23 protein-coding genes and 1 pseudogene are annotated in these 25,666 nt (G+C 33.0%); 10 read left to right on the top strand and 14 right to left on the bottom strand.

Annotation, left to right across the window (positions count from 1 at the left end; genetic code table 11):
- Nucleotides 1-25: 25 nt before the first annotated feature.
- Nucleotides 26-1,033 (bottom strand): HoxN/HupN/NixA family nickel/cobalt transporter, encoded by a 1,008-nt coding sequence (locus tag LFT63_RS08500; RefSeq protein ID WP_117238824.1) that lies wholly within the window; start codon nucleotides 1,031-1,033, stop codon nucleotides 26-28.
- Between the two features lie 238 nt (nucleotides 1,034-1,271).
- Between LFT63_RS08500 and LFT63_RS08495 the strand changes: the two genes are divergently transcribed.
- On the top strand, nucleotides 1,272-1,478 hold the full coding sequence (locus tag LFT63_RS08495) for a zinc ribbon domain-containing protein (RefSeq protein ID WP_029056220.1): 207 nt from the start codon (nucleotides 1,272-1,274) through the stop codon (nucleotides 1,476-1,478).
- A 154-nt stretch (nucleotides 1,479-1,632) separates the two neighbouring features.
- Nucleotides 1,633-2,532 carry an EamA family transporter RarD gene (gene rarD / locus LFT63_RS08490; protein WP_340768709.1) on the top strand — a complete coding sequence of 300 codons (900 nt, stop codon included), beginning with the start codon at nucleotides 1,633-1,635 and terminating at the stop codon, nucleotides 2,530-2,532.
- A gap of 67 nt (nucleotides 2,533-2,599) precedes the next feature.
- Here the strand turns inward: rarD and LFT63_RS08485 are convergent, their stop codons facing one another.
- Both LFT63_RS08485 and LFT63_RS08480 read right to left on the bottom strand, forming a co-directional pair.
- Nucleotides 2,600-4,018, bottom strand: coding sequence for an anion permease (locus LFT63_RS08485; RefSeq protein ID WP_126567708.1), 1,419 nt, complete (start codon nucleotides 4,016-4,018; stop codon nucleotides 2,600-2,602).
- 174 nt (nucleotides 4,019-4,192) lie between these two features.
- Nucleotides 4,193-4,660 (bottom strand): bacillithiol transferase BstA, encoded by a 468-nt coding sequence (locus LFT63_RS08480; RefSeq protein WP_029056217.1) that lies wholly within the window; start codon nucleotides 4,658-4,660, stop codon nucleotides 4,193-4,195.
- A 162-nt stretch (nucleotides 4,661-4,822) separates the two neighbouring features.
- On the opposite strand from LFT63_RS08480, the gene LFT63_RS08475 reads away from it, so the two are divergent.
- Nucleotides 4,823-5,383, top strand: a complete 561-nt coding sequence (locus tag LFT63_RS08475; RefSeq protein ID WP_017637300.1) for a tubby C-terminal domain-like protein — start codon at nucleotides 4,823-4,825, stop codon at nucleotides 5,381-5,383.
- A 58-nt stretch (nucleotides 5,384-5,441) separates the two neighbouring features.
- On the opposite strand, the gene pcp is transcribed toward LFT63_RS08475, so the two are convergent.
- The 6 genes from pcp to LFT63_RS08445 form a co-directional block, all read right to left on the bottom strand.
- Entirely contained in the window at nucleotides 5,442-6,080 is a 639-nt protein-coding gene (pcp, locus tag LFT63_RS08470) for a pyroglutamyl-peptidase I (RefSeq protein WP_029056216.1), read from the bottom strand.
- A 383-nt stretch (nucleotides 6,081-6,463) separates the two neighbouring features.
- The gene (locus LFT63_RS08465; protein WP_340768704.1) at nucleotides 6,464-7,486 is read right to left on the bottom strand and encodes a lipoate--protein ligase; all 1,023 of its coding nucleotides are present in this window, start codon (nucleotides 7,484-7,486) and stop codon (nucleotides 6,464-6,466) included.
- An 11-nt stretch (nucleotides 7,487-7,497) separates the two neighbouring features.
- Nucleotides 7,498-8,388 carry an SIR2 family NAD-dependent protein deacylase gene (locus tag LFT63_RS08460; RefSeq protein WP_017637293.1) on the bottom strand — a complete coding sequence of 297 codons (891 nt, stop codon included), beginning with the start codon at nucleotides 8,386-8,388 and terminating at the stop codon, nucleotides 7,498-7,500.
- On the bottom strand, nucleotides 8,375-9,172 hold the full coding sequence (locus tag LFT63_RS08455) for a protein-ADP-ribose hydrolase (RefSeq protein WP_029056214.1): 798 nt from the start codon (nucleotides 9,170-9,172) through the stop codon (nucleotides 8,375-8,377). Before LFT63_RS08455 ends, LFT63_RS08460 begins: the two co-directional genes overlap by 14 nt.
- Nucleotides 9,173-9,505: a glycine cleavage system protein H gene (locus LFT63_RS08450; protein ID WP_029056213.1), complete on the bottom strand. Its 333-nt coding sequence runs from the start codon at nucleotides 9,503-9,505 to the stop codon at nucleotides 9,173-9,175.
- A 21-nt stretch (nucleotides 9,506-9,526) separates the two neighbouring features.
- On the bottom strand, nucleotides 9,527-10,531 hold the full coding sequence (locus tag LFT63_RS08445) for an LLM class flavin-dependent oxidoreductase (RefSeq protein WP_029056212.1): 1,005 nt from the start codon (nucleotides 10,529-10,531) through the stop codon (nucleotides 9,527-9,529).
- Nucleotides 10,532-10,774: 243 nt separating this feature from the next.
- Between LFT63_RS08445 and LFT63_RS08440 the strand changes: the two genes are divergently transcribed.
- Nucleotides 10,775-11,965 (top strand): NADH-dependent flavin oxidoreductase, encoded by a 1,191-nt coding sequence (locus tag LFT63_RS08440; protein ID WP_108000445.1) that lies wholly within the window; start codon nucleotides 10,775-10,777, stop codon nucleotides 11,963-11,965.
- 158 nt (nucleotides 11,966-12,123) lie between these two features.
- Nucleotides 12,124-13,497: an MFS transporter gene (locus LFT63_RS08435; RefSeq protein ID WP_029056210.1), complete on the top strand. Its 1,374-nt coding sequence runs from the start codon at nucleotides 12,124-12,126 to the stop codon at nucleotides 13,495-13,497.
- A 75-nt stretch (nucleotides 13,498-13,572) separates the two neighbouring features.
- Here the strand turns inward: LFT63_RS08435 and LFT63_RS08430 are convergent, their stop codons facing one another.
- Together LFT63_RS08430 and trhO are read right to left on the bottom strand one after the other, a co-directional pair.
- Nucleotides 13,573-14,553 (bottom strand): choloylglycine hydrolase family protein, encoded by a 981-nt coding sequence (locus LFT63_RS08430; protein WP_340768699.1) that lies wholly within the window; start codon nucleotides 14,551-14,553, stop codon nucleotides 13,573-13,575.
- 127 nt (nucleotides 14,554-14,680) lie between these two features.
- The gene (gene trhO, locus LFT63_RS08425; protein WP_340768697.1) at nucleotides 14,681-15,643 is read right to left on the bottom strand and encodes an oxygen-dependent tRNA uridine(34) hydroxylase TrhO; all 963 of its coding nucleotides are present in this window, start codon (nucleotides 15,641-15,643) and stop codon (nucleotides 14,681-14,683) included.
- Nucleotides 15,644-15,912: 269 nt separating this feature from the next.
- Between trhO and LFT63_RS08420 the strand changes: the two genes are divergently transcribed.
- From LFT63_RS08420 to LFT63_RS08410, 3 genes are all read left to right on the top strand, one after another.
- Nucleotides 15,913-16,884 (top strand): SMP-30/gluconolactonase/LRE family protein, encoded by a 972-nt coding sequence (locus tag LFT63_RS08420; protein WP_340769025.1) that lies wholly within the window; start codon nucleotides 15,913-15,915, stop codon nucleotides 16,882-16,884.
- 30 nt (nucleotides 16,885-16,914) lie between these two features.
- The gene (locus LFT63_RS08415; protein WP_029056206.1) at nucleotides 16,915-17,364 is read left to right on the top strand and encodes a MarR family winged helix-turn-helix transcriptional regulator; all 450 of its coding nucleotides are present in this window, start codon (nucleotides 16,915-16,917) and stop codon (nucleotides 17,362-17,364) included.
- 162 nt (nucleotides 17,365-17,526) lie between these two features.
- Nucleotides 17,527-18,936 carry a DHA2 family efflux MFS transporter permease subunit gene (locus LFT63_RS08410; RefSeq protein WP_340768694.1) on the top strand — a complete coding sequence of 470 codons (1,410 nt, stop codon included), beginning with the start codon at nucleotides 17,527-17,529 and terminating at the stop codon, nucleotides 18,934-18,936.
- A gap of 112 nt (nucleotides 18,937-19,048) precedes the next feature.
- Here LFT63_RS08410 and LFT63_RS08405 read toward each other — a convergent pair whose 3' ends face one another.
- Nucleotides 19,049-19,564 (bottom strand): YceI family protein, encoded by a 516-nt coding sequence (locus LFT63_RS08405; protein WP_017637283.1) that lies wholly within the window; start codon nucleotides 19,562-19,564, stop codon nucleotides 19,049-19,051.
- 223 nt (nucleotides 19,565-19,787) lie between these two features.
- On the opposite strand from LFT63_RS08405, the gene LFT63_RS08400 reads away from it, so the two are divergent.
- Together LFT63_RS08400 and LFT63_RS08395 are read left to right on the top strand one after the other, a co-directional pair.
- Complete coding sequence (locus LFT63_RS08400; protein ID WP_340768693.1) at nucleotides 19,788-20,315, top strand: VOC family protein; 528 nt, start codon at nucleotides 19,788-19,790, stop codon at nucleotides 20,313-20,315.
- 54 nt (nucleotides 20,316-20,369) lie between these two features.
- Nucleotides 20,370-21,180: pseudogene (locus LFT63_RS08395) on the top strand (alpha/beta hydrolase).
- A 2-nt stretch (nucleotides 21,181-21,182) separates the two neighbouring features.
- On the opposite strand, the gene LFT63_RS08390 reads toward LFT63_RS08395, so the two are convergent.
- Together LFT63_RS08390 and LFT63_RS08385 are read right to left on the bottom strand one after the other, a co-directional pair.
- Nucleotides 21,183-22,748, bottom strand: coding sequence for a YfcC family protein (locus tag LFT63_RS08390; RefSeq protein WP_445684204.1), 1,566 nt, complete (start codon nucleotides 22,746-22,748; stop codon nucleotides 21,183-21,185).
- A 363-nt stretch (nucleotides 22,749-23,111) separates the two neighbouring features.
- Nucleotides 23,112-25,370, bottom strand: a complete 2,259-nt coding sequence (locus LFT63_RS08385) for an excinuclease ABC subunit UvrA (RefSeq protein ID WP_340768691.1) — start codon at nucleotides 25,368-25,370, stop codon at nucleotides 23,112-23,114.
- Nucleotides 25,371-25,666 lie beyond the last annotated feature (296 nt).

The following is a 25,666-nucleotide window of genomic DNA, read 5'->3' as shown; positions in this document are numbered from 1 at the left end:
TTGTTATTGATAGAATCGCAAAGATTTAAGACCAACGTTGTTCAACTTTACCAAATTTCCAAATCAATGTAGAAATTAACCATGTGATTAAGAATAATGCGACTAAAATATAGCCTAAATAATCAAATTGTATAGATTCAATAAATGACCAGAAGCCTCCAGATAATTTAAATTTGTCAGCCATTATTTGTAATAATTCGATTAAACCAATGATTAAGGCAGCAATTACTGAAATAGTCGTAATCGTAATATTGTAATAAATTTTACGAATAGGATTGAAAAATGCCCAATTATACGCTGATTTCATAACGACACCGTCTAATGTGTCTAATAAACTCATTCCTGCTGCAAATAAAATCGGTAATGACAAAATACCAATAAATGAAATAGCTTGTTGAGAAGCACCTGATGATAAAGCAAGTAATGCAATCTCACTAGCAGTATCAAAGCCTAAACCAAATAAAAATCCTAATGGTAATACATGCCAACTTCGACTAATGACTTTAAAATAAGGACCAACAAATCTTGTAATAAATCCTCGAGATTCTAATAAATCATTGATTTCTTCGTCATTAACTCCTTTTTGTTTTCGCAATTTCATAAACAGTTGAACTAAAGACACTAGAATTATAAGGTTTAATACGCCAATTAAAACTAGGAAAAATCCTGATACTAAAGTACCAATTGTGCCACCAATCTCTTGGAAATGTGGTAGCTCGCTTTTAGCCCATTTTACGGAAATACCTAGTAAAACTGCCATTAAAAATACAACAGTTGAATGTCCAATTGAGAAGTAAAATCCAACACCTACTGGATCACGTTTCTGTTGAATTAACTTTCTAACGGTATTATCAATTGCTGCAATGTGATCAGCATCAAATGCATGACGCAAACCTAATGTATATGCCAATATACCCATGCCAAATAAAATATGGTGGTCTTTACCTGCAAACCACAAAAAGCTAAACCCAATGATATGAAGTGCAATTACAATACTTATGTATGGCAACCAACTTAATGATTGTCGATTCATGAATTTCAAAATAATACCCTCTTTCCAATAAATATGCTAATTAATCATACTCTGATTATTGATAACCTCAAAGAAAAATTGATTCGTATAACAAAACTGTTATGGAGAAAATACATATAATTTATTAATTTTTTAAATATCGTGCATATTAAATGACATCTATGACTATACGTTTAGCTAACTATTGAGTTAGGTATTGTAATATTGATAAACATTTTAAATAAAGGAGAGATGAGAAATGACTGAACAAAATGGTTGTGTTAAATGTGGTCATACTGAAGTAGAAGAAGGGACACTCTCTGCGACAGGCTCAGGTCTATCTAAAGTATTTGATTTACAGCATAATAATTTTAAAACGATTACTTGTAAAAACTGTGGTTACACTGAATTTTATAAAGACACTAAAAATAATAAAATGGATATCGTTGATTTATTCTTTGGTTAAATTTAAAGTACAGGGTAAATTTAATATGATATTTGAGTAGCGTGTATGATATTCATACACGCTGCTTTTTAATATAAACAAACTATTGTTTTTTCTAGGTGATTATTAGTAGACTGATATTATTACTATTTAAAAGAGTGAAGGGAGGACTTTGATGAGTAACGAATATAAAAAAGGGATATTTTTCGCGTTAGGCGCATATGTATTATGGGGAATTTTACCGATTTATTGGGAATTGATTGATCAAATCGGTGCGTTTGAAATTTTAGCTTTTAGAATTATCTTTTCTGCAATATTCATGGTTTTAATTTTGATTGTAGGAAAGCATCAAAGACAGTCCTTTATGAGAGATGTGAATCAGTTAGTATCACATCCGATACAACTTTTAGCAATTATTGTTGCTGGTTACGTTATTACAGTTAACTGGGGTACATTTATATGGGCAGTTACAAACGGCCACGTATTACAGTCTAGTTTAGGCTATTACATTAATCCGTTAGTGAGTATTTTATTAGCATTGATTTTCTTAAAAGAGAGATTCAATAAATTTGAATGGCTAGCCATTTTATTCGCATTTATCGGCGTACTTTATATGACATTGAAAGTTGGAGAATTTCCAGTTGTTTCACTCATGTTAGCATTCTCATTTGGTATTTATGGACTACTTAAAAAAGTTGTTCATATCGATGCGATTAGTAGTATTGCGGTAGAGTGTATTGTTACTGCACCTGCAGGACTAATTTATGTAGGTTATTTATGGCAACAACATCAATTAACGTTTGGTATGAATATGTCTTCATTCTGGTTACTGTTTTCAGGTGCCATTACAGCAATCCCTTTAATTTTATTTTCTGCGGGAGCTAAACGTATGCCATTATCTTTAACAGGATTTATACAATATGTTGGACCAACGATTATGTTTGTTCTAGGCATATTCTTGTTTAATGAACCATTTGATGTTCATCAACTCATTACATTTGTCTTTATATGGATAGGTATTATTTTATATAGTATCTCTCAATATTTAAAAATGAAAAGAAGACCAATTACTTAATAAAAAAGTCATCACCTTAACACTGTTTCGAGTGAGTAAGGTGATGACTTTTCTTTATTTTAAAGGATTAAAATATACCTAAAACTTTCATCCATAATGAACCTAAACCAATCCATATAATGAAGTAAACAAAGCCTAATACGATGTTCATTGTCCACCAACGTTTTTGTGTAATGTAACCGGAACCGAAAAGAATTGGTGCAGGACCACTACTATAATGTGTTGTTGAAGCCATTAAGTTACCGAAGAAACCAAGGATCAATGCACTGAATAATGGTGGCGCTCCGGCTGCTACGGCAACACCTAATAATGCTGCATACATTGCACTCACATGTGCAGTTGAACTTGCGAATAAATAATGTGAGTAGAAGAAGAACAGTATTAATAACACAATAACAATTGGCCAACTTAAGCCATGTAAACTTTGAGCAATTACTTTACTTAACCATGGGATGAATCCAAGTTGGTTTAATTGATCAGCCATTAATACAAGTACTGAGAACCAAACCAATGTATTCCATGCCCCTGTTTCATTTAATACATCTTTCCAAGTTAAGACACCTGTAAGTAAAAGTAAGCCTAAAGCAATAAATGCTGTTAATGTAGCATCTAAATTAATAAAACTTCCTATCATCCATAACACTAATGCAATGACAAAGATAGCTGCCATAAATTTTTCAGCAAGAGAAACTGAACCCATTTTTGCTAGTTCGTTTTCTGCCCAATTTTTAGCATTTGGTGTTTCTTTGACTGTAGGTGGGTACATTTTATAAATAATAAATGGCACTACAATGAGTGAAACTAATCCAGGAACAAGTGCTGCTAAAAACCAATTCATCCATGTTATATGTACATGAGCAGTTTTTTCAGCTAAGTTTTGTGCAAGAGGATTCCCAGCCATTGCGGTTAAGAACATTGCAGCAGTAATCAGATTTCCTTGGAATTCAGTGAAAATCAGGAAAGCACCCATTTTTCTTTCTGTGCCATCTTTTGGTGTTGAGCCAAATGATTCTGAAAGGGATTTAATAATAGGGAACATGATGCCACCAGCACGAGCAGTATTACTTGGAGTTGCCGGAGCTAATATTAAATCAACACCTACAAGTGAATATGCTAGACCAAGCGTCTTTTTACCAAATAATTTTACGAATTGTAGTGCAATTCGACGACCTAACCCAGTTTTGACAAAACCTCTAGAAATGAAGAAAGCCATCGCAATCAGCCATATACTCGTATTCCCAAAGCCTTGCACAGCCGTCTTAATATCGACTACGCCAACTAATACAGTTAATGTAAAACCAATGATTGATACTGCACCAATTGGCATAGGTTGAGTGATACATGCGATAATCGTAGCGACAAATATCGCAAACATATACCAAGCTTGTGTATCTAATGAGTCAGGCTTGAGAGGGGTTAAAGCCCAAATCAGTAAACCAACAACAATTGGTAAAATGAATTTTTTATATTTTATTGAGTTTTCCACAATAAGTGTCCTTCTTTCTGTAGAGAATTCATATGTACAACATCAGAATAATCCTAATTGAAATTAATGTACAGAGGGATTTTAAATTTAATCGGTAAGTGATATAGCATATATGTCTAAAACGTTAAAAACTGATTTCACACCGTTGTGAAATCAGCTTAAATTTAGTCTAATTTAGTTGTTTTTTAATACACGTGCCATTTCTTCCATTTTACCAGCATGAAGTGGAATATGGATGGCATTTAACATTAATAAACCTTCAACAGTTGAGAAACCAGCAATCGGTTGATCTAGTTCTATAGATAATTGTTCATCTGTTAATTTTCTTGCACGTTCAGGAATTGTTTTAATATCATTTAAGATACTTTCTATATCAGGAACGTCACCGTCAATGTTGGACCAATCTGCAGGTTTAGAACCTGGCGCAAATAGTTTTCTATAAAGATCTAAATCTACGACATTTTGGTCACCTTTAGATAAAGCATTTTCGAAAACAGTTAATACATGACCCAATTGCCAATGTAAATTATTAGGGAATACGTCGCTATCTTTATCTAATACGTCTTCAATTTTCCAATCTTCGTACATATTTAATAAATAATGAACTCCTGTATCTATAACATCATATACTGTGTTAGTCATATTAGTTATTCTCCTTTGTATAAAAATTATACTTATCATTCCAGTAATGTTTACCCGTAATTAATAAGTTGTATGCATTAGAAGCTTGTACAGTTGTAGGATATTTATAGTAAGATGATATTAAGAAAAGTAGCTAAAATAGAATTATAAGGTGGTAACTTGATGTATAAGTATAAAAAAAGGAATCCTTTTTCAACCAAAGCATCTGTTGTATATGATGAAACTAATCAAGACATAGCTTATATTCGAAAAGTTTATAATAATCCAATACAAAGGTTAATCAGTATTTTAACGTTGTCGTTACGTTTTAGAAAATATGAAGTTCGTAATCATGAGGGTAATGTGATAATTAAAGCAAATGCTAAATCCATGCTAGATAGTAAGCATTTTGCATTGGATTACTATCACGATAATACGCAACAAAAAGTATTGTTTGATAAAAAGAGTAGTGGAAGTAAAGATACGTATGGCATTATTAAACTCAATGATAGGATATTGAATATTTATGCCGATGAAAATCAAAATGCATATATTAAAGATGCGAAATTAGATACAGATATTGCAAGTTGGAAGCAAGTAGGAGACTATGCAGAAGTTCGAGCGGGAAAAGATTCATTTTTCCAAGAACATACTTTATTATGTATTGCTATGCTTCATATTTTTGCTGATAATCATGTTAGACGTCAAAAAGCATGGTCATTGTTAGGACCACCTACAATATAAAATAGCAAAACCGGAAATGAATGTGCTTTTCATTTCCGGTTTTTTCTTATATGTGACACTAATGTGTTTCGCCTAAAGCTATTTTTAAATCAGGTGAATGGTCGATGGATTTAATAGCAGCGGTTAATCCTTGGACAATTGTATTTAAAGACATGGAAGGTGTGCCGGGTTTGTTAGTAACCTGCTCTGGTAAATAAGGGACATGGATAAATCCAAATAATAAATTAGGGTATTGTGTCGCATTTAAATATCCTAATTGATACAAGATATGATTACATACAAATGTTCCTGCAGTATTCGAAAGTTTAGCGGGAACTCCATTATTTTTTATACTTTCTGTCATACGCTTAACAGGTAAATTTGAGAAGTAAGCGGCAGCTCCATTTTTTCGTATAGGTATATCTATAGGTTGGTTCCCATCGTTATCTGCAATTCGCGCATCATCAATATTAATTCCAACACGTTCAGGCGTGATTTCTGCGCGTCCTCCAGCTTGCCCAATAGCAACGACAGCATCATAGTGCTCTGAGTTTAATTTTTGCTCAATGACCTCAATAGCTTTATGAAATACAGTAGGAATCTCTATTTTAGTGATGTCATGCTCCCCGATTTGCGAAGGTAATTGGTTGACCGCCTCCCAAGAAGGATTCATTTCATTACCCTCAAACGGATCAAATCCAGTGACCAATATTTTCATAAAAATATCCCATCCAATCGAAGTAGTTATTTTAATAAATCATAACATGAGTTAGCTATATTTATTAAAAGTAAGTCAGACAAAAAATTAGAACAACAATCTTAAGAAACTAATTTAGTAGTCAACTTTTAAAAAATGAAAAAAGTGATTTTCATATTAATTCACATGCTGACACGTAGTATTATGGCGAGACTCCCGAGGGAACAGTACTAGTTGAAGACCTTAGAAATACTTACGGATTTATCCGTTCAGTATTTCTGGCTGAAACTGTACCCTGGGAATGGGAGCCAATAATACGAAGTATTATAAATAAGCCAGTCAATGAATTAAAAAAATTCATTGACTGGCTTTTATTTTTTGATATATATTCGAAATTTTTTATTCTAACTCAATATTAATGTGACTAATTCTTCTGCGGTTACTTTACCGAAATAGAAGTTTAAATCAATATTGTTAAGACAATCGAGTAAATCACTTTTGACCATGCGAGTACCAATCAATTGGTCTTCTACATCCTTAATATCACCTTGACCGAAGAAATCACCAAAGATACTGCATCCTTCTATACGATTTCCGGCAATTGATAGAGAAATATCAATCGTGCCACATGCGAAGCGGTCGTTACGATTATATTCATAACGTGGAGAACGACCATAGTTCCATTCCCAATTATCATATTTTTCAGCTACTAATTGATCAATACCAGCCCAATCTTCATCTGTTAATTCATAACGTTTAGCATCTTTGATATCATCTATACCCATTAATTGCGTAATAATAAGATCTTTAAAGTCTTGAATCGTGATATTTTGATATTCTGGTGAAAGTGAGTCCCTTATGTTACCTACACGAGCGCGTACGGATTGAATACCTTTTGATTCAATCTTTTTGCGATTAGGGTTAAGTGATTTAACCATTGCTTCATAATCAACATCTAATAGTAATGAATAGCCACCATAAATACGTTTGTTAATAACAGTCATTGCCGCACCAGAAACTTTTTTACCATTGAGTGCTAAATCATTACGTCCACTTTGAATAACATCAGTAGCACCTAAATTATGTAATGCTTCAATCGCTGGACGGTAAAATTTTTGAAAGTCTCCATAGATAGATGTGTCTTGTTCTAAAATACAACATACATTCACTGCGCCTTCATCTACGTAAACAGCGCCACCACCAGTATCTCTACGTACGACTTTAATATTATTATCATCAACATAGTCTTGGTTTAACTCAACAGCAGTATTTTGAAAACGTCCAATCTCTATTTTAGGTTTGCAATAATAAGGTAATAGAATGTCTTCATCTAAGAAAATGTTTTGGTTTACATATACTTGCATCGCAAGATTTACGGCGCCATCAGCAATGTATTCGCCGTTTCGAATAGGTTCAATTAAATACATATTTTTAGCTCCTAAGTTGTTAATTTTTGTTGTGCATCTGTAATTAATGTCGAAATATCTTCAGTTAAATGAATTGTTTTATCTTTAATTGTATTTGGAATGCGATAAGCCTTTTTATTTAAAGTCATAAAAATAGCGTCTGGGTTTTGACGTGTCATGCGTTGGAATGGATGTTTCACAAATTGAGGTGTCGTATAGCCGATACCAATTTCTAAATACAATACTTTACCCGTTTGATGTGCTTCAAGGAAAGCATTATAACGGTCTAGTTGTGCATGGAAATCTGCATCTTCTACCATGCCAACTTCTGCTTTACGTTTATTAATTTCCATAGGGGCATCACATTTAGGACAATGAGGAATAAGTTCCCAAGGAATTTTCATATCTTCTTGTTTGGCTACCATTTCACGAATGGCATCATCATCACGATAAGTCTGTGCATGGCAGTGTTGACTACATTGCCATAAAATATATTCACCTTGAATATGAAATACTTTATTTAAATCATAATTAGCTACGAGAAAAGCATTATCGGCGTTTGTTGTAATGATGTGGTAGTCTTTATCTTTTAATATATTTTTAAGTGCTACATAAGAAGCGCCGACTGGTTGATCTAAATAATTGAGTTTGACAAAGCGACTTTCAAACGCCCAATATTCTTGCCAACTACCATATGGATATAAACTGGCTTGAAGCATATCGAAGAAGTTATATTTTTCGATAAAATCAGGAAAATTAGACGTGAAACGTTCTCCAACATATGTAAAACCATCTGATGCGGACATACCCGCACCGATACCGATAACCACTGCATCGGCTTCATCGATGGCTTGTGCTAAAATGCTTGATTGTGATGCTTCGCTTTGAGCAAGTTGGAGCGCTTTCCAATTAGTTTGATTCATAATGACTAAGCGCCTCCTTATATAATGCGTGGTCTTCATTAGTAAAGACGTTGAATACAACTTTTAACGATGACTGAGATTCTTTTAAATAATCTAAAACTGTTTCAATAGCAATATTACACGCTTCCTGTTGAGGAAAACCAAAAACACCGGTAGATATACAACAGAAAGCGATATGTTTCATGTCGTATTTATCAGCTAATTTTAAACAATTAAGATAACTATTAGCCAACAAATCTTTATTCATTTGAGAAACAGGCAATTTACGAACTTGAGGTCCAACTGTATGCAAGACATACTGTGATGGAAGATTATAAGCAGACGTTATTTTGGCTTTGCCCATGCCTTCCTTACGACCTTGTTCTTCGATAATATCATGACATGCTAAACGAAGTTGTACACCTGCTTTAGTGTGAATGATATTGTCTATACAGTTATGATTTGCTTGCATACAGCCTAATAAACGACTGTTTGCAGCATTCACAATACCATCTACCTTAAGACGAGTAATGTCACCTTGCCATAAATAAATATTGTTTCCTAAAATAGGTGATAATTCATTGATGTTAACCGGATTTTCATTATTTAAAGTGCTTAAATACGCATCTTGTATTTTAAGAAATTCATCGTCAATTGGTTTAGGTGATCGTACATTCACTAATCCTCTAAACAATTCCCATTGGTCTTGTTCATTAGATGGCATGTTAAAAGGCTTATCACCATGTGCTTCTTGCCACAGATAGTGAATGAGATAGTGTAGTCGCTCTTGTTGTGTCTGTATCATTTATGCCTCTGGTAATGCATTGAATGCGTCTTCGTCAACATCTTCTAATTTAACTAACCAATTGTCTTCAGGTTTTTCAGAATTTAAGATAGCAGGTTCATCTTCTGCTTTAGTGTTACGCTCAACAATTGTTCCTGCAAGAGGTGATTGAACATCTAATACTGTTTTAGAAGCTTCAATACTTACAATTTCATCATTTTTCTCGACTTTATCTGGAGACATGAATTCTACATAACCAACAGTACCTACGTCATCTTGTAATTCTGGAGTCATATAGTACACGTATTGATTTCCTTCTTTTTCAACTTTGATATAATTTGCTAATTTAGCCATTTTGCATCTTCCTTTCAATATTTATAAATATGCTTGTGCTAGTAATTCGATAGTACGGCAACGATTATCAATACCTGGTAAAAGTGGAACAATTAACACTTCATCTGCATTAAAATCTTCAACCATTTTATCTAGTTTTGGTTTAACAGTATCAATTGTACCAGCTAATATCGAAGCATGTGTATCTTGTATTCGTGTTCGGTCACGGTCGGATAATTGATATGCTGCTGCTGTTTCAGGAGAAGGGAATTTATCGAACTCTGAAAAGTTTTCCTTTCCTAATAACCAGACATCTAAAGCTTGTTGTAAGTTGTAAGCTTGTTCTTCTGTATCAGTAACGATAGTGAAAACAGTGATGATGACTCTTGGTTCCATTTGTAATGATGTTGTTTGAAAGTGATTATGGTACGTTTGAATACTTAACTTACTTGATTGAATAGCAGCTTCGTTAGGTAATAAAAATGTACCTAAGACAAAGCCCATACCTTGTTCTGCTGCCATCTTAGCTGAACGTTGACTCATAGCTAGTAACCACATATCTGAATGATGTGTAATTTGTGGTTGTGCAACAATAGATGGAAAACGCTGTTCCGCTGTTTGATCCGTTATATATTGTCTGATATCGATAATGCTTTGTTGATAATCTAGATAATCAGCTTTATCTTCATCCATAGCACGTTTGACTATAGGCGTCCCCACATTATTACCAATACCTAAGTCGACACGATTAGGATAAAAATTTTCTAACATACGAAAGTTTTCGGCCACTTTATAAGGACTATAGTGTGGAAGCATTACGCCACCAGACCCTAACTTAATATGTGATGTTTGTCCTAACAATTGCATGATTAATAGTTCTGGACTACTACATGCAAAGGCAGGCACATTGTGATGTTCTGTAATCCAAAAACGTTTGTAATTTAATTTATCAGCCAGTTTAGCTAATCGGACTGTATCATCTAAAGCTTGTTGTGCATTTTTTCCTTCATCAATCATTGCATAATCAAGAATACTTAGTTCCACCAAAGACTCATCTCCATCTTACTTCCGTTTTATATACCCATCCTTATTGTAACTGTCATTGCCCTAATTTGTTAAATTTTTGGATTAAAAAATAAAAAATAATTGTTAAAGTATATTCGTACTAAAAGCGCCATAGTTAAAATATAAAAATCATATTAATGGGTGACACAATTTCTTAAATTGATTATTGGGCATGTTAGTGATACGTTGAGTTTAATAAATGTGAACGAAAGAAGAGGATACGACATGGAAGATTACTCAGCATTGTTACAACCTATTCAATTACCTAATGGTTTACAACTTAACAATCGATTTGTTTTATCACCGATGACAACTAATTCATCAACGAAAGAAGGACATATCACCGATGAAGACTTACGATATGCTGAAAGACGTGCACATTCAGCAGCATTACAAGTGACGGGTGCTGCGTACATCGAACCTTATGGTCAACTATTTGAATATGGATTTAACATTCAGGATGATGCGTGTATTCCAGGTTTGAAAAAAGTTGCTCAAGCAATGAAACGAGAAGGCAACAAAGCAATTATACAGTTAGCTCATGCAGGACGTTTTTCGAATCAAGCTATTCTTAATTACGGACAAGTATATGGTCCAAGCCCTATGACATTACATTCACCCATCAAACATGAAGTATTAGAAATGTCACAAGAAAAAATTCAAGAGGTCATTCAACAATATGCAGATGCGACTTCAAGAGCTATTCAAGCGGGCTTTGATGGTGTTGAAATTTCTATAGCACAACGATTGTTACTACAAACATTCCTTTCTACCTTTTCCAATCAACGTCATGATAAATATGGTGTAGATTCACTGGAAAACCGTACACGATTTTGTTTAGAAGTGATGTCAGCTGTGCAACAAGTAATAGATGAAGAAGCGCCTGAAGGTTTTATATTAGGTTATCGTGCTACACCTGAAGAAACACGCGGTAGTGACTTAGGCTACACGGTAGATGAATTTAATCAACATCTAGACTGGGTAATGGAAGTTGCTGATATACAATATTTAGCTATCGCAAGTTGGGGACGTCATATATATCAAAATACGACACGTACACCTGGCGAGAACTTTGGACGACGTGTGAATCAAGTTGTCTATGAACATTTAAATGGTAGAATTCCTATGATTGCTAGTGGTGGTATTAATTCCGTTGAAACAGCTTTAGACGCATTACAAAATGCAGATATGGTAGGTATGTCATCACCATTTGTGACTGAGCCAGATTTTGTTAGTAAGTTAAAAGAAGGTCACCCTGAACAAATCAATTTACACGTACAACCGGAAGAATTCGATGCATTAGCGATACCACATGCTGCATTCAAAGATATAGTGAAAATGATGGATTATGGAGAAGGATTAAAAAAACAAACTCGCGATGAGCTTCGCAAATTAGAACAAAACTATGATGAATAATCTTACATGATGAGATGAAAAGGTATAAATATCGTAATCAAGTTATTTATACCTTTAAAAATGATAAAAAAGATATGTTTAATGAGAGTGAAGCATGCTATAATAACTTATGTCTTAATTGATAATAATTCTCATTTAAAATATAAGGAGTGACAAATGTGTCTATCAAGGTAAATAAATTTGATGGCAGTCTCGTATTAGCTGCGTGCTTTGCAGTGTTAACATATTGGATGTTCGCACAATCGTTTATCAATATAGGTTCTAGTGTGCAACAAACATTTGATACAACGGATGCAACTAAAAACTTATCTATCAGTCTAGTAGGCTTTGTAACTGGTATATTTATGGTTTGTGCAGGGGATGTTGCCGATAAAATAGGAAACTTAAGAATGACGAAATTAGGCCTATTATTTAGTATTATTGGTTGTTTAAGTCTGATTAGTACGCATATTACTGCGTTTTTAATTATTGGACGTGCATTTCAAGGTTTATCAGCGGCGATTTTATTACCGTCGACGATAGGGTTAGTTACAGATCATTTTAAAGGACAACAATTACGTAAAGCATATAGCTATTTAATGATTGCAACGGTAGGTGGTATAGGACTTACATCATATGTGGGTGGATGGTTATCTGGTCACTTAGGCTGGCAATCTATATTTATAGTTTCTATCGTGTTATCAATCATTGCTTTAATAATATTACGAAATAAACAAGAAGCACCTCGAGAAGAACGTAATCATCAACCATTTGATTATGTTGGTATGGTGTTGTTTGGCATATTTATCGCGGCATTGATGATTCTAATGACTCAAGGATATACATACGGCATTGGGAAATTCACAATCACACTTGTCGTTATTATTGTCATTGCATTATTAATATTTTATTTTTATGAAAAGAAAAAGACAGTACCGTTTATTGACTTTTCAATTATAAAAAATAAATCATTTTTAGGAGCAACGATTAATAACTTTGTTGTTAATACTGGTACAGGTACAACAGTTGTATTTAACAGCTATGCTCAACAACAACTTGGCTTAAACGAAGCACAAACGGGATTAGTCATCGTACCTTATACAATTATGGCGATACTGATGATTCGTTTCGGTGAGCTTGCGATTAAACGTTTCGGTGGTAAAAGTATGTTAATTGCCGGTCCACTATTCCCAACATTAGGAATCATTTTAATTAGTATGACGTTCTTTGTGCCACATTGGTATGTTGGAGTAGTAGTGGTAGCGTTTGTGATATGTGCCATTGGTAACGGCTTAGTTGCTACACCTGGTCTAACTGTTGCAGTATTTAATATGCCTGATGATAAAGTAAGTTTTGCCACTGGTTTATATAAAATGGGAGCAACGCTTGGTATGGCATTTGGTGTTGCAATTAACACCACAATCTTTACTGTTTGTTCGCAATTTTATCCAGTTGCCACTGCTGCATCGATTTCATTCTTAACAGGTGCAGTTATGATGGTATTAGGTGTTATTTCTGCGTTCATACTTATTCCAAAAAATGTAAAAGCATAATAACAAATAATATTAAATTAGGCAGTATTGATACAAATTAAAACGTATCAGTACTGCCTTTATATATGCTATATATTAATTTAAAGACGTTGTTGAAATGCCTTGTATGGGTTCATAAATAATTAAATCATGTTGATTTAAAAGATCTTCATTGAGCTGTAATTCTAAAATTTGATTAGATTGATAGTATTTGACGTACATCGTTTTAGTACTTAAATTAAATACAGTTTGATATAGCGTATAGTAAAAGTCACTGCCTATAGGACGCACAGCTCCTTTTGGAATGCTCACTGTGTCTAAAATTCTAAAAGCATCTAAGATAGGATTATCGTTTGGTGATGGTTTAAGATGACGTGTTAAATAAGCAGCACGGACAAATCTTTCAGTTGATGTATAACCACCAGGTAAGCCGTGTGTACCGCTTTCTGCTCCTAAAGGTTGTAATGTAGCTCCATTGGTTAATTGAGATTGTGGTTGATAAGGTGTGATATTAATATATTGTTTGAGATTCTCATAATGCCAATTTAAGTCTGGATGATTCGTTAATACGCCAATTGGATTATCACGAACTACCATACGTCTGTCTTCAAAAGTGATTTCTGCAGAACGTCCAGTTGCGTCGGATACATGATAATGAAGCGGTGGGACGTCATTAATATCATTAAGTGTTACGGCGACGACATTAACTTTGCTTGTATGTTGAATGAGTTCTTCAATCGTTTGATGATATCCAAGTACCCAAATTAATACATCATTTTGAGAAATATTAATATAATCGTCTAGTATTTCTGAAGCGTAGGTGCAATAATCTCTGTCGTATTGTGTAGAAATAGCAAGACCATGTTCATTCATGCCATCACCAAACATAAAGCCTTCCATGTCACTTCCTGTGCCGACAAAACCATATAAAGTAGTACCTTGATAATCAGCGCGAGACTCCCAAGTATAATGACGAGGCAGTATTGCTGGATGACCTGTTAAAGGCCAATCATAATCCATTGTTCGACCTAAAATAGTCTCATTTTGATAAGACTGAAACGTAAAACCAGTACACATTAAGCAAACCTCCACATCTTTTAATTGATAACTATTATCAATTATATTCTTGATAAACATTTAATTCAATGAACTTGCAAAATAAAAAAGGACCACATTTTTTTAAATGGGTCCAATCAATAATTATTTATGCGTGAGCGTGTTCTGGTACGTCTTTAAAGTTTTCTAAACGACGATTCCATTCTTCATCACTAATGTCATGAGTTGCTACATAACGGTTACGTTCATGTTTAGCGCAATCATATGAACAAGCGTCTAAATATTTTTCTTCGTTTTCTTCTGAAACAAGAATTTGTTTATTACATTCTGGATTTGCACAATTAATGTAACGTTCACAAGGTGTGCCATCAAAATGTTCTTTACCGACAACCGTTTTTTCAACTTGGTTAACATCTACACTAATACGTTCATCGAAAACGTACATTTTGCCATCCCAATATTGGCCTTTAGTTTCAGGATCTTTACCGTAAGTAGCGATACCGCCATGTAATTGACCTACGTTTTCAAAGCCTTCTTTAACTAACCAACCAGAGAATTTTTCGCAACGAATACCACCAGTACAATATGTCACGATGTTTTTACCATCTAATTGATCTTTGTTTTCACGAATCCAATCTGGTAAGTCTCTGAAACGTGTAATATCTGGACGTACTGCACCACGGAAGTGTCCTAAATCAAATTCATAGTCATTTCTAGCATCTAAGATGACTGTATTTTCATCTTCAAGTGCTTCTTTAAATTCTTTAGGTGAGTAATATTTACCAGTTGTTTCACGTGGATCTACATCGTCTTCTAAATCAAGTGCAACGATTTCTTTTCTAGGACGTACGTGCATTTTTTTGAAAGCATGACCTTCAGCTTCATCAACTTTGAATGTCATATCTTTAAAACGTTCGTCTGCATGCATATGTTCCATATATTTATCAGTATCTTCTTTTGTACCTGATAATGTACCGTTAATACCTTCTGTAGATACTAAAATACGACCTTTTAAGTTATTGTTTTTACAAAACTCTAAATGTTCAGCTGCAAAAGTTTCGGGGTCATCAATAGTTGTATATTTATAATATAAAAGTACTCTATAATCCATTCTTATTCTCCTCTAAATATTAATCTAATTATTTCTACATCATATATGATTATTTATCATTTGTTTCGTTAATGTCTGTGCATTTTTTTATACCATTATAATATTGTACCAAAATTAGCAAATGATTCAATATCTCAGCTTATAAATTAAAAATGATTATGTATTATTTTATATATTAAATTTTAAAATGAGTTAGCCATTCAATGACTTTAAAAATAATTTCAGATAAAATAGGAGTGATTAATATTAAAGAAAGAAGGGGTATGGATATGGAACAAAATGGATTATCAACATTAAAATATGAAGGAAAATCAGCAAGTGTCGCACCGATTGTTTCTGAAAGTGAACTTCAAACAATTACGGCTGAACCATGGGTAGAAATTTCCGATAAAGGACTACAACTTGAAGGACTACAGTTTGATCGTGATGGTCAATTATTTTTACTAGATGTTTTTAAAGGTAATATTTTTAAAGTAAATCCCGAATCTAAAGAAGTAACACGTCCATTCCAATCAGAAAAAGACAATCCAGCAGCAATTAAAATTCATAAAGATGGTCGCTTGTTTATTTGTTATTTAGGTGATTTCAAATCAACTGGCGGAATATTTGCTACTACTGAAAAAGGGGAACAGTTTGAAGAAATTATTGCTGAATTAACTACTGAATATTGTATTGATGATATGGTGTTTGATAGTAAAGGTGGATTTTATTTTACAGATTTTAGAGGGTATTCAACTAATCCTCAAGGCGGTGTATATTACGTATCACCAGATTTTCAACATGTAACACCTGTGATACAAAATATTAGTGTTGCTAATGGTATTGCTTTAAGTACTGACGAGCGCACTCTTTGGGTAACTGAAACAACTACTAATCGTCTACATCGAATAGACTTAGAAGAAGATGGAGTGACGATTGCACCATTTGGCGCGACGATTCCATATTATTTCACAGGTCATGAAGGACCAGACTCATGTTGTATAGATAGTGATGATAATTTATATGTAGCAATGTATGGGCAAGGTAGAGTATTAGTATTTAATAAAAAAGGCTATCCGATTGGACAAATATTAATGCCAGGTCGAGATGAAGGTCATATGTTACGTTCTACACACCCTCAATTTATCCCTGGTACAAATCAATTAATCATATGTGCGAATGATATAGAAATGGGTGGCGGTTCTATGTTGTATACAGTTAATGGATTCGCAAAAGGCCATGACAGTTATCAATTTCAATAAGAAAATAGATTAAGTTAACGGGTGAAAAATATGTATGAAGACTATGAAAAATTGGATTTTGTAGATTTAATGAGTGAACGCCATAGCCATTTAAGAGGGATAGTTGAAGACTTAACGAACCAAGAAATACCAGATAGAAAATTATCAAGTTCTGAGTGGTACGTTATTTTTAGAATTTATAAAAAGCAATTAAGTTTTGTAGAATTAAATCAATCAGTGAATTTATCACGTCAAGCCATTCATAAAGTTGTAAATAAATTACAAGATAAAGAAATAGCTGTTATAAAAGATGTAGAAGGTAATAAAAAAGAGAAAAGTGTACAGCTCACTAAATATGGAGAAAAATGTTATGAACAGTATTTAAAAATTAATCAACAATTAGAATCGCATATTGAAAAACAACTTGGTACTGAAAATATGAAAACCTTAAAGAAACTTTTAAGTGAAGATTGGAACTTAAAGGAGTTTAAAAATAACTGAATATATCTTTTGTTAATTAAACTGTTGAATTTACACAGATTGTAGTTCAACAGTTATTTTACGTCTTGTTTTTGTCAACTAAGTTGACAAAAATAAGGCGCATTTGCTAAAGTTAGTGCTAATGCTTTGAAAAAAAGAATGTTATAAGGGAAGAGGTATAGAATGACGACTCAAGTAAAAGTAAAAAGTCCCAAAATGTTTGCTTTTGTATTAATGATAGGTGGATTTATGGGAATGTTTAGTGAAACAGCATTAAACATGGCATTAACAAATGTAATGAGCGATTACCATGTTAGTGCTGTTTTAGCCCAATGGTTGACTACAGGATATTTATTAACGATGGCATGTATGGTACCCGTATCTGTCTATTTAACTAAATGGTTTAGCACAAAAAAATTGATAACATCAGGTATTATATTATCTCTCACAGGGGTTGTAATTGCTGCAATAGCACCTGCATTTTCCTTTTTACTATTAGGTCGTATTGTCCAAGCGTTAGGTACTGGAATTATTCTGCCGTTAATGGTTACAGTGTTAATGCTTATATTCCCCATTGAAAAAAGAGGGGTAGTTATGGGGATTATGGGACTTGTAATGACTGCAGGACCAGCTTTAGGACCAACTATTGCTGGTATCATCATTTCATCTCTTAGTTGGCACTATATTTTTTGGATTAGTGCAGTATTATATGTCGTTATTTTAATTATAGCTATCAATAAAGTAGAGAATGTTTCAGAAATTACGAAACCGAAAATTGATATATTATCTATTATTTTATCGACAATTGGATTTTCTGGAATAATTTTTGGATTAAATATGATGACAGAACAACCATTCATGAATATAGTTGTTTGGGGACCGTTGTTGATTGGTATTCTTGCATTAATAGTCTTTGTTAGACGTCAATTTACACTTAAATCTCCAATGTTAAATTTAAGAGTATTTAAATATGGCATGTTTAATTTAGGGGCTCTTATGGTTTTTCTTGTTATATTATGTATTCTAGGATCAGGTATTATTCTACCGATATATATCAAGGGATCGTTAATGTTTAGCGCTATTATGGCAGGCCTTATCTTATTACCAGGCAATATTATGAATTTAATTTTGTCCCCTATAATAGGTCAATTATTTGATAAATTTGGGGCGAAAATATTTGGTATATTTGGTTTTGTTATTTTATTTATTTCTATGTTAATCTTCGCTTTTACCATATCAGCGCATACACCAGTTTGGGTGATTATCTGTAATTTCATGTTAATGTTTATAGGAATAACAATGATTATGATGCCTGCTCAAACAAATGCACTAAATCAGTTACCAAAAGAATTATACCCGGATGGTTCTGCAACGATTACTACATTAATACAAGTGGCTGGTTCAGCTGGTACCACAATTGCTATTACAATATATACTATTGCAATGAAACATTTTTCAGAAACTCATGAAAAAATATCAGAAACAATATTAATAGCACATGGAGCAGAAAAAGCATTCTGGTATTTAGTAGTCTTAGCATTCATTGGTTTAATTTGTTCATTATTTGTTAAAAAGCCAAAGGTAGATAATTAAGAAAAATAAGTATTAAGGTTTGTATACTAATTTAAGTGTGCAAACCTTTTTAGTTATAAAATAAAAAAACGTCTAGGTTTATACCCAGACGTTTTAAAAAAATATATTTAAATTAGTCTTGTACGCTGAATTCTGCTGAAGCTTCGAATTTAACGTCTTTACCTAACATTACGCCACCAGTTTCTAATGCTTGGTTGAAGTTGATGCCGTATTGTTCTCTGTTAATTTTACCAGTTACGATGAAACCAGTAACTTGTTCGCCGTTCATAGGGTTTTTACTTACGCCATTGAATTCAACGTCGAATTTTTCTTCATGAGTTTCACCTTTAATAGTTAAGTCACCAACAACACTGTTTTCGCTGATTTCTTTAGTTACGAAAGTGATTTTGTCGAATTCGTCAGTACCGAAGAAATCTCCTGATTTTAAGTGATTGTCGCGATCTTCATTAGCAGTATTGATTGATTTTGGATCGATTGTTACTGTTGCTTTTAAAGAACTTAAGTCGTTAATGTCGCCTTCAACATTTACGTCAAATTGATCAAATGTTCCTTTAACTTTTGATACCATTAAGTGTTTGATTTGGAATTCTAAAGAACTGTGTACGCTATCGAATGTAAATTGAGTCATAATTAACTCCTCCGTTTTCTTTTTAATATATCATTTGTACTTGATATAAATAATATACTACACTATTTTTAGAAAAGCAAACTTTTTAATGCTTAAATATCTAAAAGTTTTAGGTTTTTTCTACTTTAAAAGTATATTTATTAACAAAAAGTGTCAAATGATAAGAATAAAAAAGTAGAAAAATTAAAATACGGGAAAAATAAAAGTAAAGAGGTGTTTAAATATGACAATTTCAAGAGGTATTAATCATATTGGACTTACTGTTCCTGATATTGAAGAAGCAACACAGTTTTTTAAAGAAGGTTTAGATGGAAAAATTGCTTATGATAGCCAAACAAAATACGACAACCCTAGAGAAGGAGAATTTGTTGAACGTGTCTTAGGACTACAACAAGGTGCCAAAATTATTAAAAAAAGAATGATGGTATTTGGAAATGGGCCTAATATTGAACTATTTGAGTTTAAAGATGCGACACAACGTCAAGCAGAGACATTGCAAGATATTGGCTATACGCACATATCTTTTTATGTAGATGACTTTGAGCATGCTGTAGAACAAGTTAAATCTGCTGGTGGCGAGCCAATTTCAGAACCACATTTAAATACACGTTATGAAGATACGAACGATAATCAAACAGTTTATATCAAAACACCATGGGGCAGTTTAATTGAATTACAAACGATTCCTAACGGATATTATTATCCTCCTGATAGTGAAACAGAAGTTTACATTCCGAACGAAATTAAGTGATGAGTTATGATTGTTCGAAAAAGGGGTATTAATAATATAAAGGGGTCGATGACCATGAATTTTATAAAATATATAACCAGCAGATGGTACAAATTTGTACGGTAAAATTAACACGGTTAATAACTCAAAAGCTAATGTCATTATAGTACATGGTTTAGCAGAGTATCTTGATAGATATGATGAGTTGGCGGCTTTTTTGAACGATAATCAATTTAATGTTATTCGTTATGATCAACGAGGGCATGGTCGTTCAGAAGGAAAACCTGTATATTATAATAATGAAAATGAAATTATTGAAGATTTGGATGCAACCGTACAATGTGTGATGGAAAATTGTCCAGGTAACATTTATTTGATTGGTCATAGTATGGGTGGTTATGCAGTTACTCTATATGGAACGAAGCATCCTGGGCTTGTTGATGGTATTATTACTTCTGGAGCGTTAACGAGGAATCATTTAAATTTGTTTGGAGACCTTGATAGTAATCACCCTTATGATATGTATATACCTAATGAATTAGGAGAAGGCTTATGTTCTGATGAAGAAGTAGTTCAAATATATGAGACGGATGATTTAATTGCTGAAGATATATCAATGGGTTTAATTTATACTTTATTAGATGGTGTTAAGATATTGAAAGAAAATGCAGCATATTTTACTGAACCGATATTGATCTTGCATGGCAAAGATGATGGATTAGTAAGTTATCAAGATTCACTAGAATTGTATAATGAAATTGGTTCTAAACATAAATCAATACACATTTATGACGGCCTTCAACATGAAATATTTAATGAGTCATCATATAATAAAAATATTTTCCGGGAAATTGTTGAGTGGTTAACACGTGAAATTAATAAATAGAGTTAATGTAATAAAACTTGAGTTACTAACATGCCACCACCGAACACAAGTACAAAGACAACCACTGGCCAAACGAAACGGAACCAATGAGAATAACGCATGTTAAGCATTTGTAATGTAGCCATGACTAAACCGGTTGGGGCTAAGAATAACATTGCATATTGACCAAATTGATACGCCGTAACAATCGTATATCTAGGAATACCCACCGTATCGGCTAATGGTGCAAAAATAGGCATCGCTAATACAGCTAGTCCAGATGATGATGGAATAATAAATCCTAGGAAGAAAAAGATAAATAGTAATGCGATAACAAATAATGGACCTTGAATATTTTCAACAAGTGATGAAGAAAAATGTAAAATCGTATCTGATATTCTTCCGTTATTTAATACTAAATTGATACCACGTGCTAACCCTATAATAAGTGAGACACCTACTAAACTTGATGCCCCTTTAACAAATTCATCTACAACACCTTGTTCTCCCAATCCTTTTGGACCTGTCGCAGCTAAGAACATAATAATAATGGTAAATATTAGAAATGCTGAAGCCATAGTTGGGAACCACCAACCTTGAGACATGACGCCCCAAACCATCACAGGGAAGGGTATGACAAATAGTAATAAAATTAATTTCTTACGTGTAGTAAATGTTTGTTGCTGAGTATCATGCTCCATGACAGACCATTGTTGATTAAATGTATCTTTATCTTCATAACTATATGAGGCCTCAGGGTTCTTTTTAATCTTTTTACAGTACCAATAGAGGTAACCTATAACAAACATGGCTCCGATAATACAACCGGCAACACGCCAGTACAATCCTTCAGCAAAAGTTGTACCAGCTGCATTAGAAGCGATAACCACTGAAAATGGATTGATTGTTGAGAATGTTGATCCCATAGAACTCGCCAAAAAGATAGCTCCTACACAAACAATAGAATCATATCCCATTGCGATAAATATAGGGACAAGAATAGGGTAGAAGGCTACAGCTTCTTCTTCTATACCACATAGTGTTCCACCAAGTACCATTAATATAGAAACAAAGAAGATTAAAAGAATTTCTCTCCCTTTTGTCTTTTGAGTCAACGCGAGAAGTCCGGATTCAAAAGCACCACTCGCTTGAACAACACCAATTAAACCACCTAGTATAAGTATAAAGACCATAATATCAGCAGCTTCAATTGTTCCGTTAACCATGCTACTTGTAATGTCAGTTAATTTAGCAGGATGTTGATCTAAACGTTCATAAGTATTTGGAATAGAAACAGGCTTATTAATCGCACCTGAAGTGAACTGATTAATATCAATTTTGACACCCATTTTGTCTAATTCCTGTTGTGTTGCTTTATGTGTTTCAACTTTACCTTGAGGATTTTCGACCTTTAATGAGTGATCTTCATAAGATAATTTTGAATAAGAACCTGCTGGAATCATCCAAGTTGCTAATACAGCTAAAATGGTTAAAATGAATAAAATTGCAAAGGCACCAGGCATTTTCAACTTGAACTTTCTCTTAGGTGAAGATGTATGCTTTTCTTTTTTTATTTGTTCTGCTTTCATAAAATCTCCTCCTACCCAAATTCTATATTGATGAATTATTATAAATAAATATGCATTTAATTCCAAACAATTTAAGCATAACATGGATAGAGATAAACAGTGAGGAAAATTTAACATTTATGAGCAAATATTTATAAATTTAAAAATTTGTAAAAAATAGAGGATAAGACTTTAACTTAGTATAAAAGTAAGAGACTATAAGAAATTATGAATAAGAATATATTATTAATATGACTGACAAAGTCTTTTTTTAAAGATAAGTAAGTTTGAAGTTTGTATACTAATTACTTATTAAAAACAATAACAACCTAGTACAAGGGTGTATATATCACTATTGTACTGGTTGTTATATTGATATCCTAACTAGGATTGAATATATCTTTTCAAATGTTTGGCAGTTACGGATTGATCTATATCTAATAATCCTTTTGGCTCACCGCTATATAGTAATTGTCCGCCTTTATCGCCAGCATAAGGGCCAATATCTATAAACCAATCCGCTTGAGTCATCATTGTTAAATTATGTTCAATTAAAATAACGGTATTACCTTCTTCAATTAAATGGTTAAAGCATTCAATTAAAATGGGCAGGTCATCTTCATGAAGTCCAGTAGTGGGCTCATCAAAAATAAATATCGCATCATGTACAGTTTCTGTTAAATATTTACTTAATTTAACACGTTGAATTTCACCACCAGACAATGTATCAAGGGACTGTCGAAGTGTCATATAATACAATCCAGTATTGGCTAGGGCTTGTAAAGGTTGCACAATATGATTGTCATCTTTAAATTTCTCAATAGCTTCTTGAACTGTTAAAGATAAAATATCTGCAATAGAATAGCCATTTACTTTAGCTTCAAGCACCTCGGGACGATATCTTGTACCACCGCACATTTCACATGTTTGAGAAAAATCGGGCATAAATGCTAATTCAGTTTTAATAACTCCTTTACCATGACACTCTGGGCATGCACCTTCTGAATTATAACTAAACATACTTTTCTTTAAGCCAGTTTGCTTACTAAAGAATGCTCTTACATCATCAAAGATATTTAAATAAGTTAGTAGATTCGAACGGTTTGAAGCATGAGCAGGCTTTTGATCGATAAATATAGCTTGCTCATCTTTTTCAAATGCTGTTGTAATTAAAGAACTTTTACCAGAACCAGCTACGCCTGTAACAACAGTCATCGCATATTTAGGTAATTGAGTCGTAATATGTTGTAAATTATTTTTAGAAATATCCTTAATATCTAACATATCAGATGACACTCTAATATGTTCTTTTAAATCATGAGAGCGATGCAACGCTTGTCCAGTACTTGTACTAGATTTAAGTAAGTCTTGGTAACTACCTTCAAAAGTAATTTGTCCGCCATCTTTACCGGCTAATGGCCCAATATCGATAACATGGTCGGCAGTTTTAATGACATCAGGGTCATGTTCTACAACGAGTACAGTATTCCCCTTATCTTTTAAAGATTGAATTAAATCATTAATTCGTTGAATATCTTCAGGATGCAGTCCAACACTTGGTTCATCAATAATATAAACTAAATCGCTCAATGGACTGTTGAGATGACGAATAAGTTTGATACGTTGCGATTCACCACCAGATAATGACGTGGTTTCACGAGATAAAGTTAGATAATTGAGACCTACATAACTAAGTGATTCAAGCTGTTTTTTTAACGGTTCGATAATTACTTGTGCTTTAGTAGAATGAATCTTATGTAAAAAGTCTAACGCATCATCAATTTGTAAATCAGTAAAATCAGCAATATTCATACCATTAATTTTACAACTTAGTACTTTATCATTGAGACGTTTACCATGACAATCTGGGCATGCATGTTTATGAACAACACGTTCTATATCTTTAGCAAATCTCTTTTTCTCAAAATTATCATTTAGTAAAAATGAGCGTCTGAACCTATGAATTAAACCTTCAAATTTTGCGGTTCTGGGCCAATTAGAAGGAGGATTTTTAAGTTTTGTTGGTTCAGTATATAAAAATGTATCTAATTCTTCCTTAGTATAATCTTTTAACTTTTTATCGTTATCAAACAATCCAGTATATAAATAACGTTTCCCTCTCCAACTATCAGGTCGGAAAGATGGAAAATTGATAGCATCTTCATTTAAAGACTTATCAAAATCAATTAATTCATTTAAATCAATATCCTCTACATAACCTAATCCTGAACAAGTTTCGCACATACCTTTTGTATTGTTAAAAGAAAAGACATCAGAATAACCTACAAATGGTTCTCCTATACGTGACCATAATAAACGCACTGATGCATAAATATCAGAAATCGTCCCAACTGTGGAACGAGAATTTCCTCCTAATCGTTTTTGATTAATAATCATTGAAACAGGTAAGTTTTGAATTTGATCAACATCAGGTTTTGAAAATTGACTCAATTGATGTTGTATATAACTTGAATAGGTCTCATTGAGTAAACGCTCAGATTCAGCTGCTAGTGTATTAAATACTAAAGAAGACTTACCGGAGCCAGACCTCCCTGTAAAAACTGTAAGTTGATGTTTAGGAATAGTAACATCAATATTCTTTAAATTATTTTGTTTGGCGCCAATGACTTTAATATCTGACATATGCCTTCACCTCTTAGTCGACTTTACCCTAAAATTGATATCCAACTCGTTTAATGTTTGTATTTTAAGATTAACTATTAATATATAAAATATATCTAGGTAAAAAATAAAAATTATATAAAATTGGAATTGATGATTGACTTTTTGTACAAAAATTCGTAACATTTTAATAAATAACCAGTTAAAGTAAGTGTTGGTTTTAATGTAAAAAGGATTTTTTATTTTAATGCTTTTGAAAGCGCTTACTATTAAATGAGAAAGGATGGTCATTATGAAAGCTTGGTTTACTAAACTAT

It is taken from the genome of Staphylococcus sp. FSL H8-0121, assembly GCF_038008425.1.
GTDB classification, from domain to species: Bacteria; Bacillota; Bacilli; order Staphylococcales; family Staphylococcaceae; genus Staphylococcus; species Staphylococcus pasteuri.
The sequence above is the reverse complement of the archived record's forward strand: the minus strand, read 5'-3'. Positions and strand labels throughout refer to the sequence as shown.

What these genes read in the sequence shown, in the direction of transcription:
- LFT63_RS08500 (WP_117238824.1), bottom strand. Translation starts at nt 1,033, where the DNA reads ATGAATCGACAATCATTAAGTTGGTTGCCATACATAAGTATTGTAATT.
- LFT63_RS08495 (WP_029056220.1), top strand. Translation starts at nt 1,272, where the DNA reads ATGACTGAACAAAATGGTTGTGTTAAATGTGGTCATACTGAAGTAGAA.
- rarD (WP_340768709.1), top strand. Translation starts at nt 1,633, where the DNA reads ATGAGTAACGAATATAAAAAAGGGATATTTTTCGCGTTAGGCGCATAT.
- LFT63_RS08480 (WP_029056217.1), bottom strand. Translation starts at nt 4,660, where the DNA reads ATGACTAACACAGTATATGATGTTATAGATACAGGAGTTCATTATTTA.
- LFT63_RS08475 (WP_017637300.1), top strand. Translation starts at nt 4,823, where the DNA reads ATGTATAAGTATAAAAAAAGGAATCCTTTTTCAACCAAAGCATCTGTT.
- pcp (WP_029056216.1), bottom strand. Translation starts at nt 6,080, where the DNA reads ATGAAAATATTGGTCACTGGATTTGATCCGTTTGAGGGTAATGAAATG.
- LFT63_RS08465 (WP_340768704.1), bottom strand. Translation starts at nt 7,486, where the DNA reads ATGTATTTAATTGAACCTATTCGAAACGGCGAATACATTGCTGATGGC.
- LFT63_RS08460 (WP_017637293.1), bottom strand. Translation starts at nt 8,388, where the DNA reads ATGAATCAAACTAATTGGAAAGCGCTCCAACTTGCTCAAAGCGAAGCA.
- LFT63_RS08455 (WP_029056214.1), bottom strand. Translation starts at nt 9,172, where the DNA reads ATGATACAGACACAACAAGAGCGACTACACTATCTCATTCACTATCTG.
- LFT63_RS08450 (WP_029056213.1), bottom strand. Translation starts at nt 9,505, where the DNA reads ATGGCTAAATTAGCAAATTATATCAAAGTTGAAAAAGAAGGAAATCAA.
- LFT63_RS08440 (WP_108000445.1), top strand. Translation starts at nt 10,775, where the DNA reads ATGGAAGATTACTCAGCATTGTTACAACCTATTCAATTACCTAATGGT.
- LFT63_RS08430 (WP_340768699.1), bottom strand. Translation starts at nt 14,553, where the DNA reads ATGTGTACTGGTTTTACGTTTCAGTCTTATCAAAATGAGACTATTTTA.
- trhO (WP_340768697.1), bottom strand. Translation starts at nt 15,643, where the DNA reads ATGGATTATAGAGTACTTTTATATTATAAATATACAACTATTGATGAC.
- LFT63_RS08420 (WP_340769025.1), top strand. Translation starts at nt 15,913, where the DNA reads ATGGAACAAAATGGATTATCAACATTAAAATATGAAGGAAAATCAGCA.
- LFT63_RS08415 (WP_029056206.1), top strand. Translation starts at nt 16,915, where the DNA reads ATGTATGAAGACTATGAAAAATTGGATTTTGTAGATTTAATGAGTGAA.
- LFT63_RS08410 (WP_340768694.1), top strand. Translation starts at nt 17,527, where the DNA reads ATGACGACTCAAGTAAAAGTAAAAAGTCCCAAAATGTTTGCTTTTGTA.
- LFT63_RS08405 (WP_017637283.1), bottom strand. Translation starts at nt 19,564, where the DNA reads ATGACTCAATTTACATTCGATAGCGTACACAGTTCTTTAGAATTCCAA.
- LFT63_RS08400 (WP_340768693.1), top strand. Translation starts at nt 19,788, where the DNA reads ATGACAATTTCAAGAGGTATTAATCATATTGGACTTACTGTTCCTGAT.
- LFT63_RS08390 (WP_445684204.1), bottom strand. Translation starts at nt 22,748, where the DNA reads ATGAAAGCAGAACAAATAAAAAAAGAAAAGCATACATCTTCACCTAAG.
- LFT63_RS08385 (WP_340768691.1), bottom strand. Translation starts at nt 25,370, where the DNA reads ATGTCAGATATTAAAGTCATTGGCGCCAAACAAAATAATTTAAAGAAT.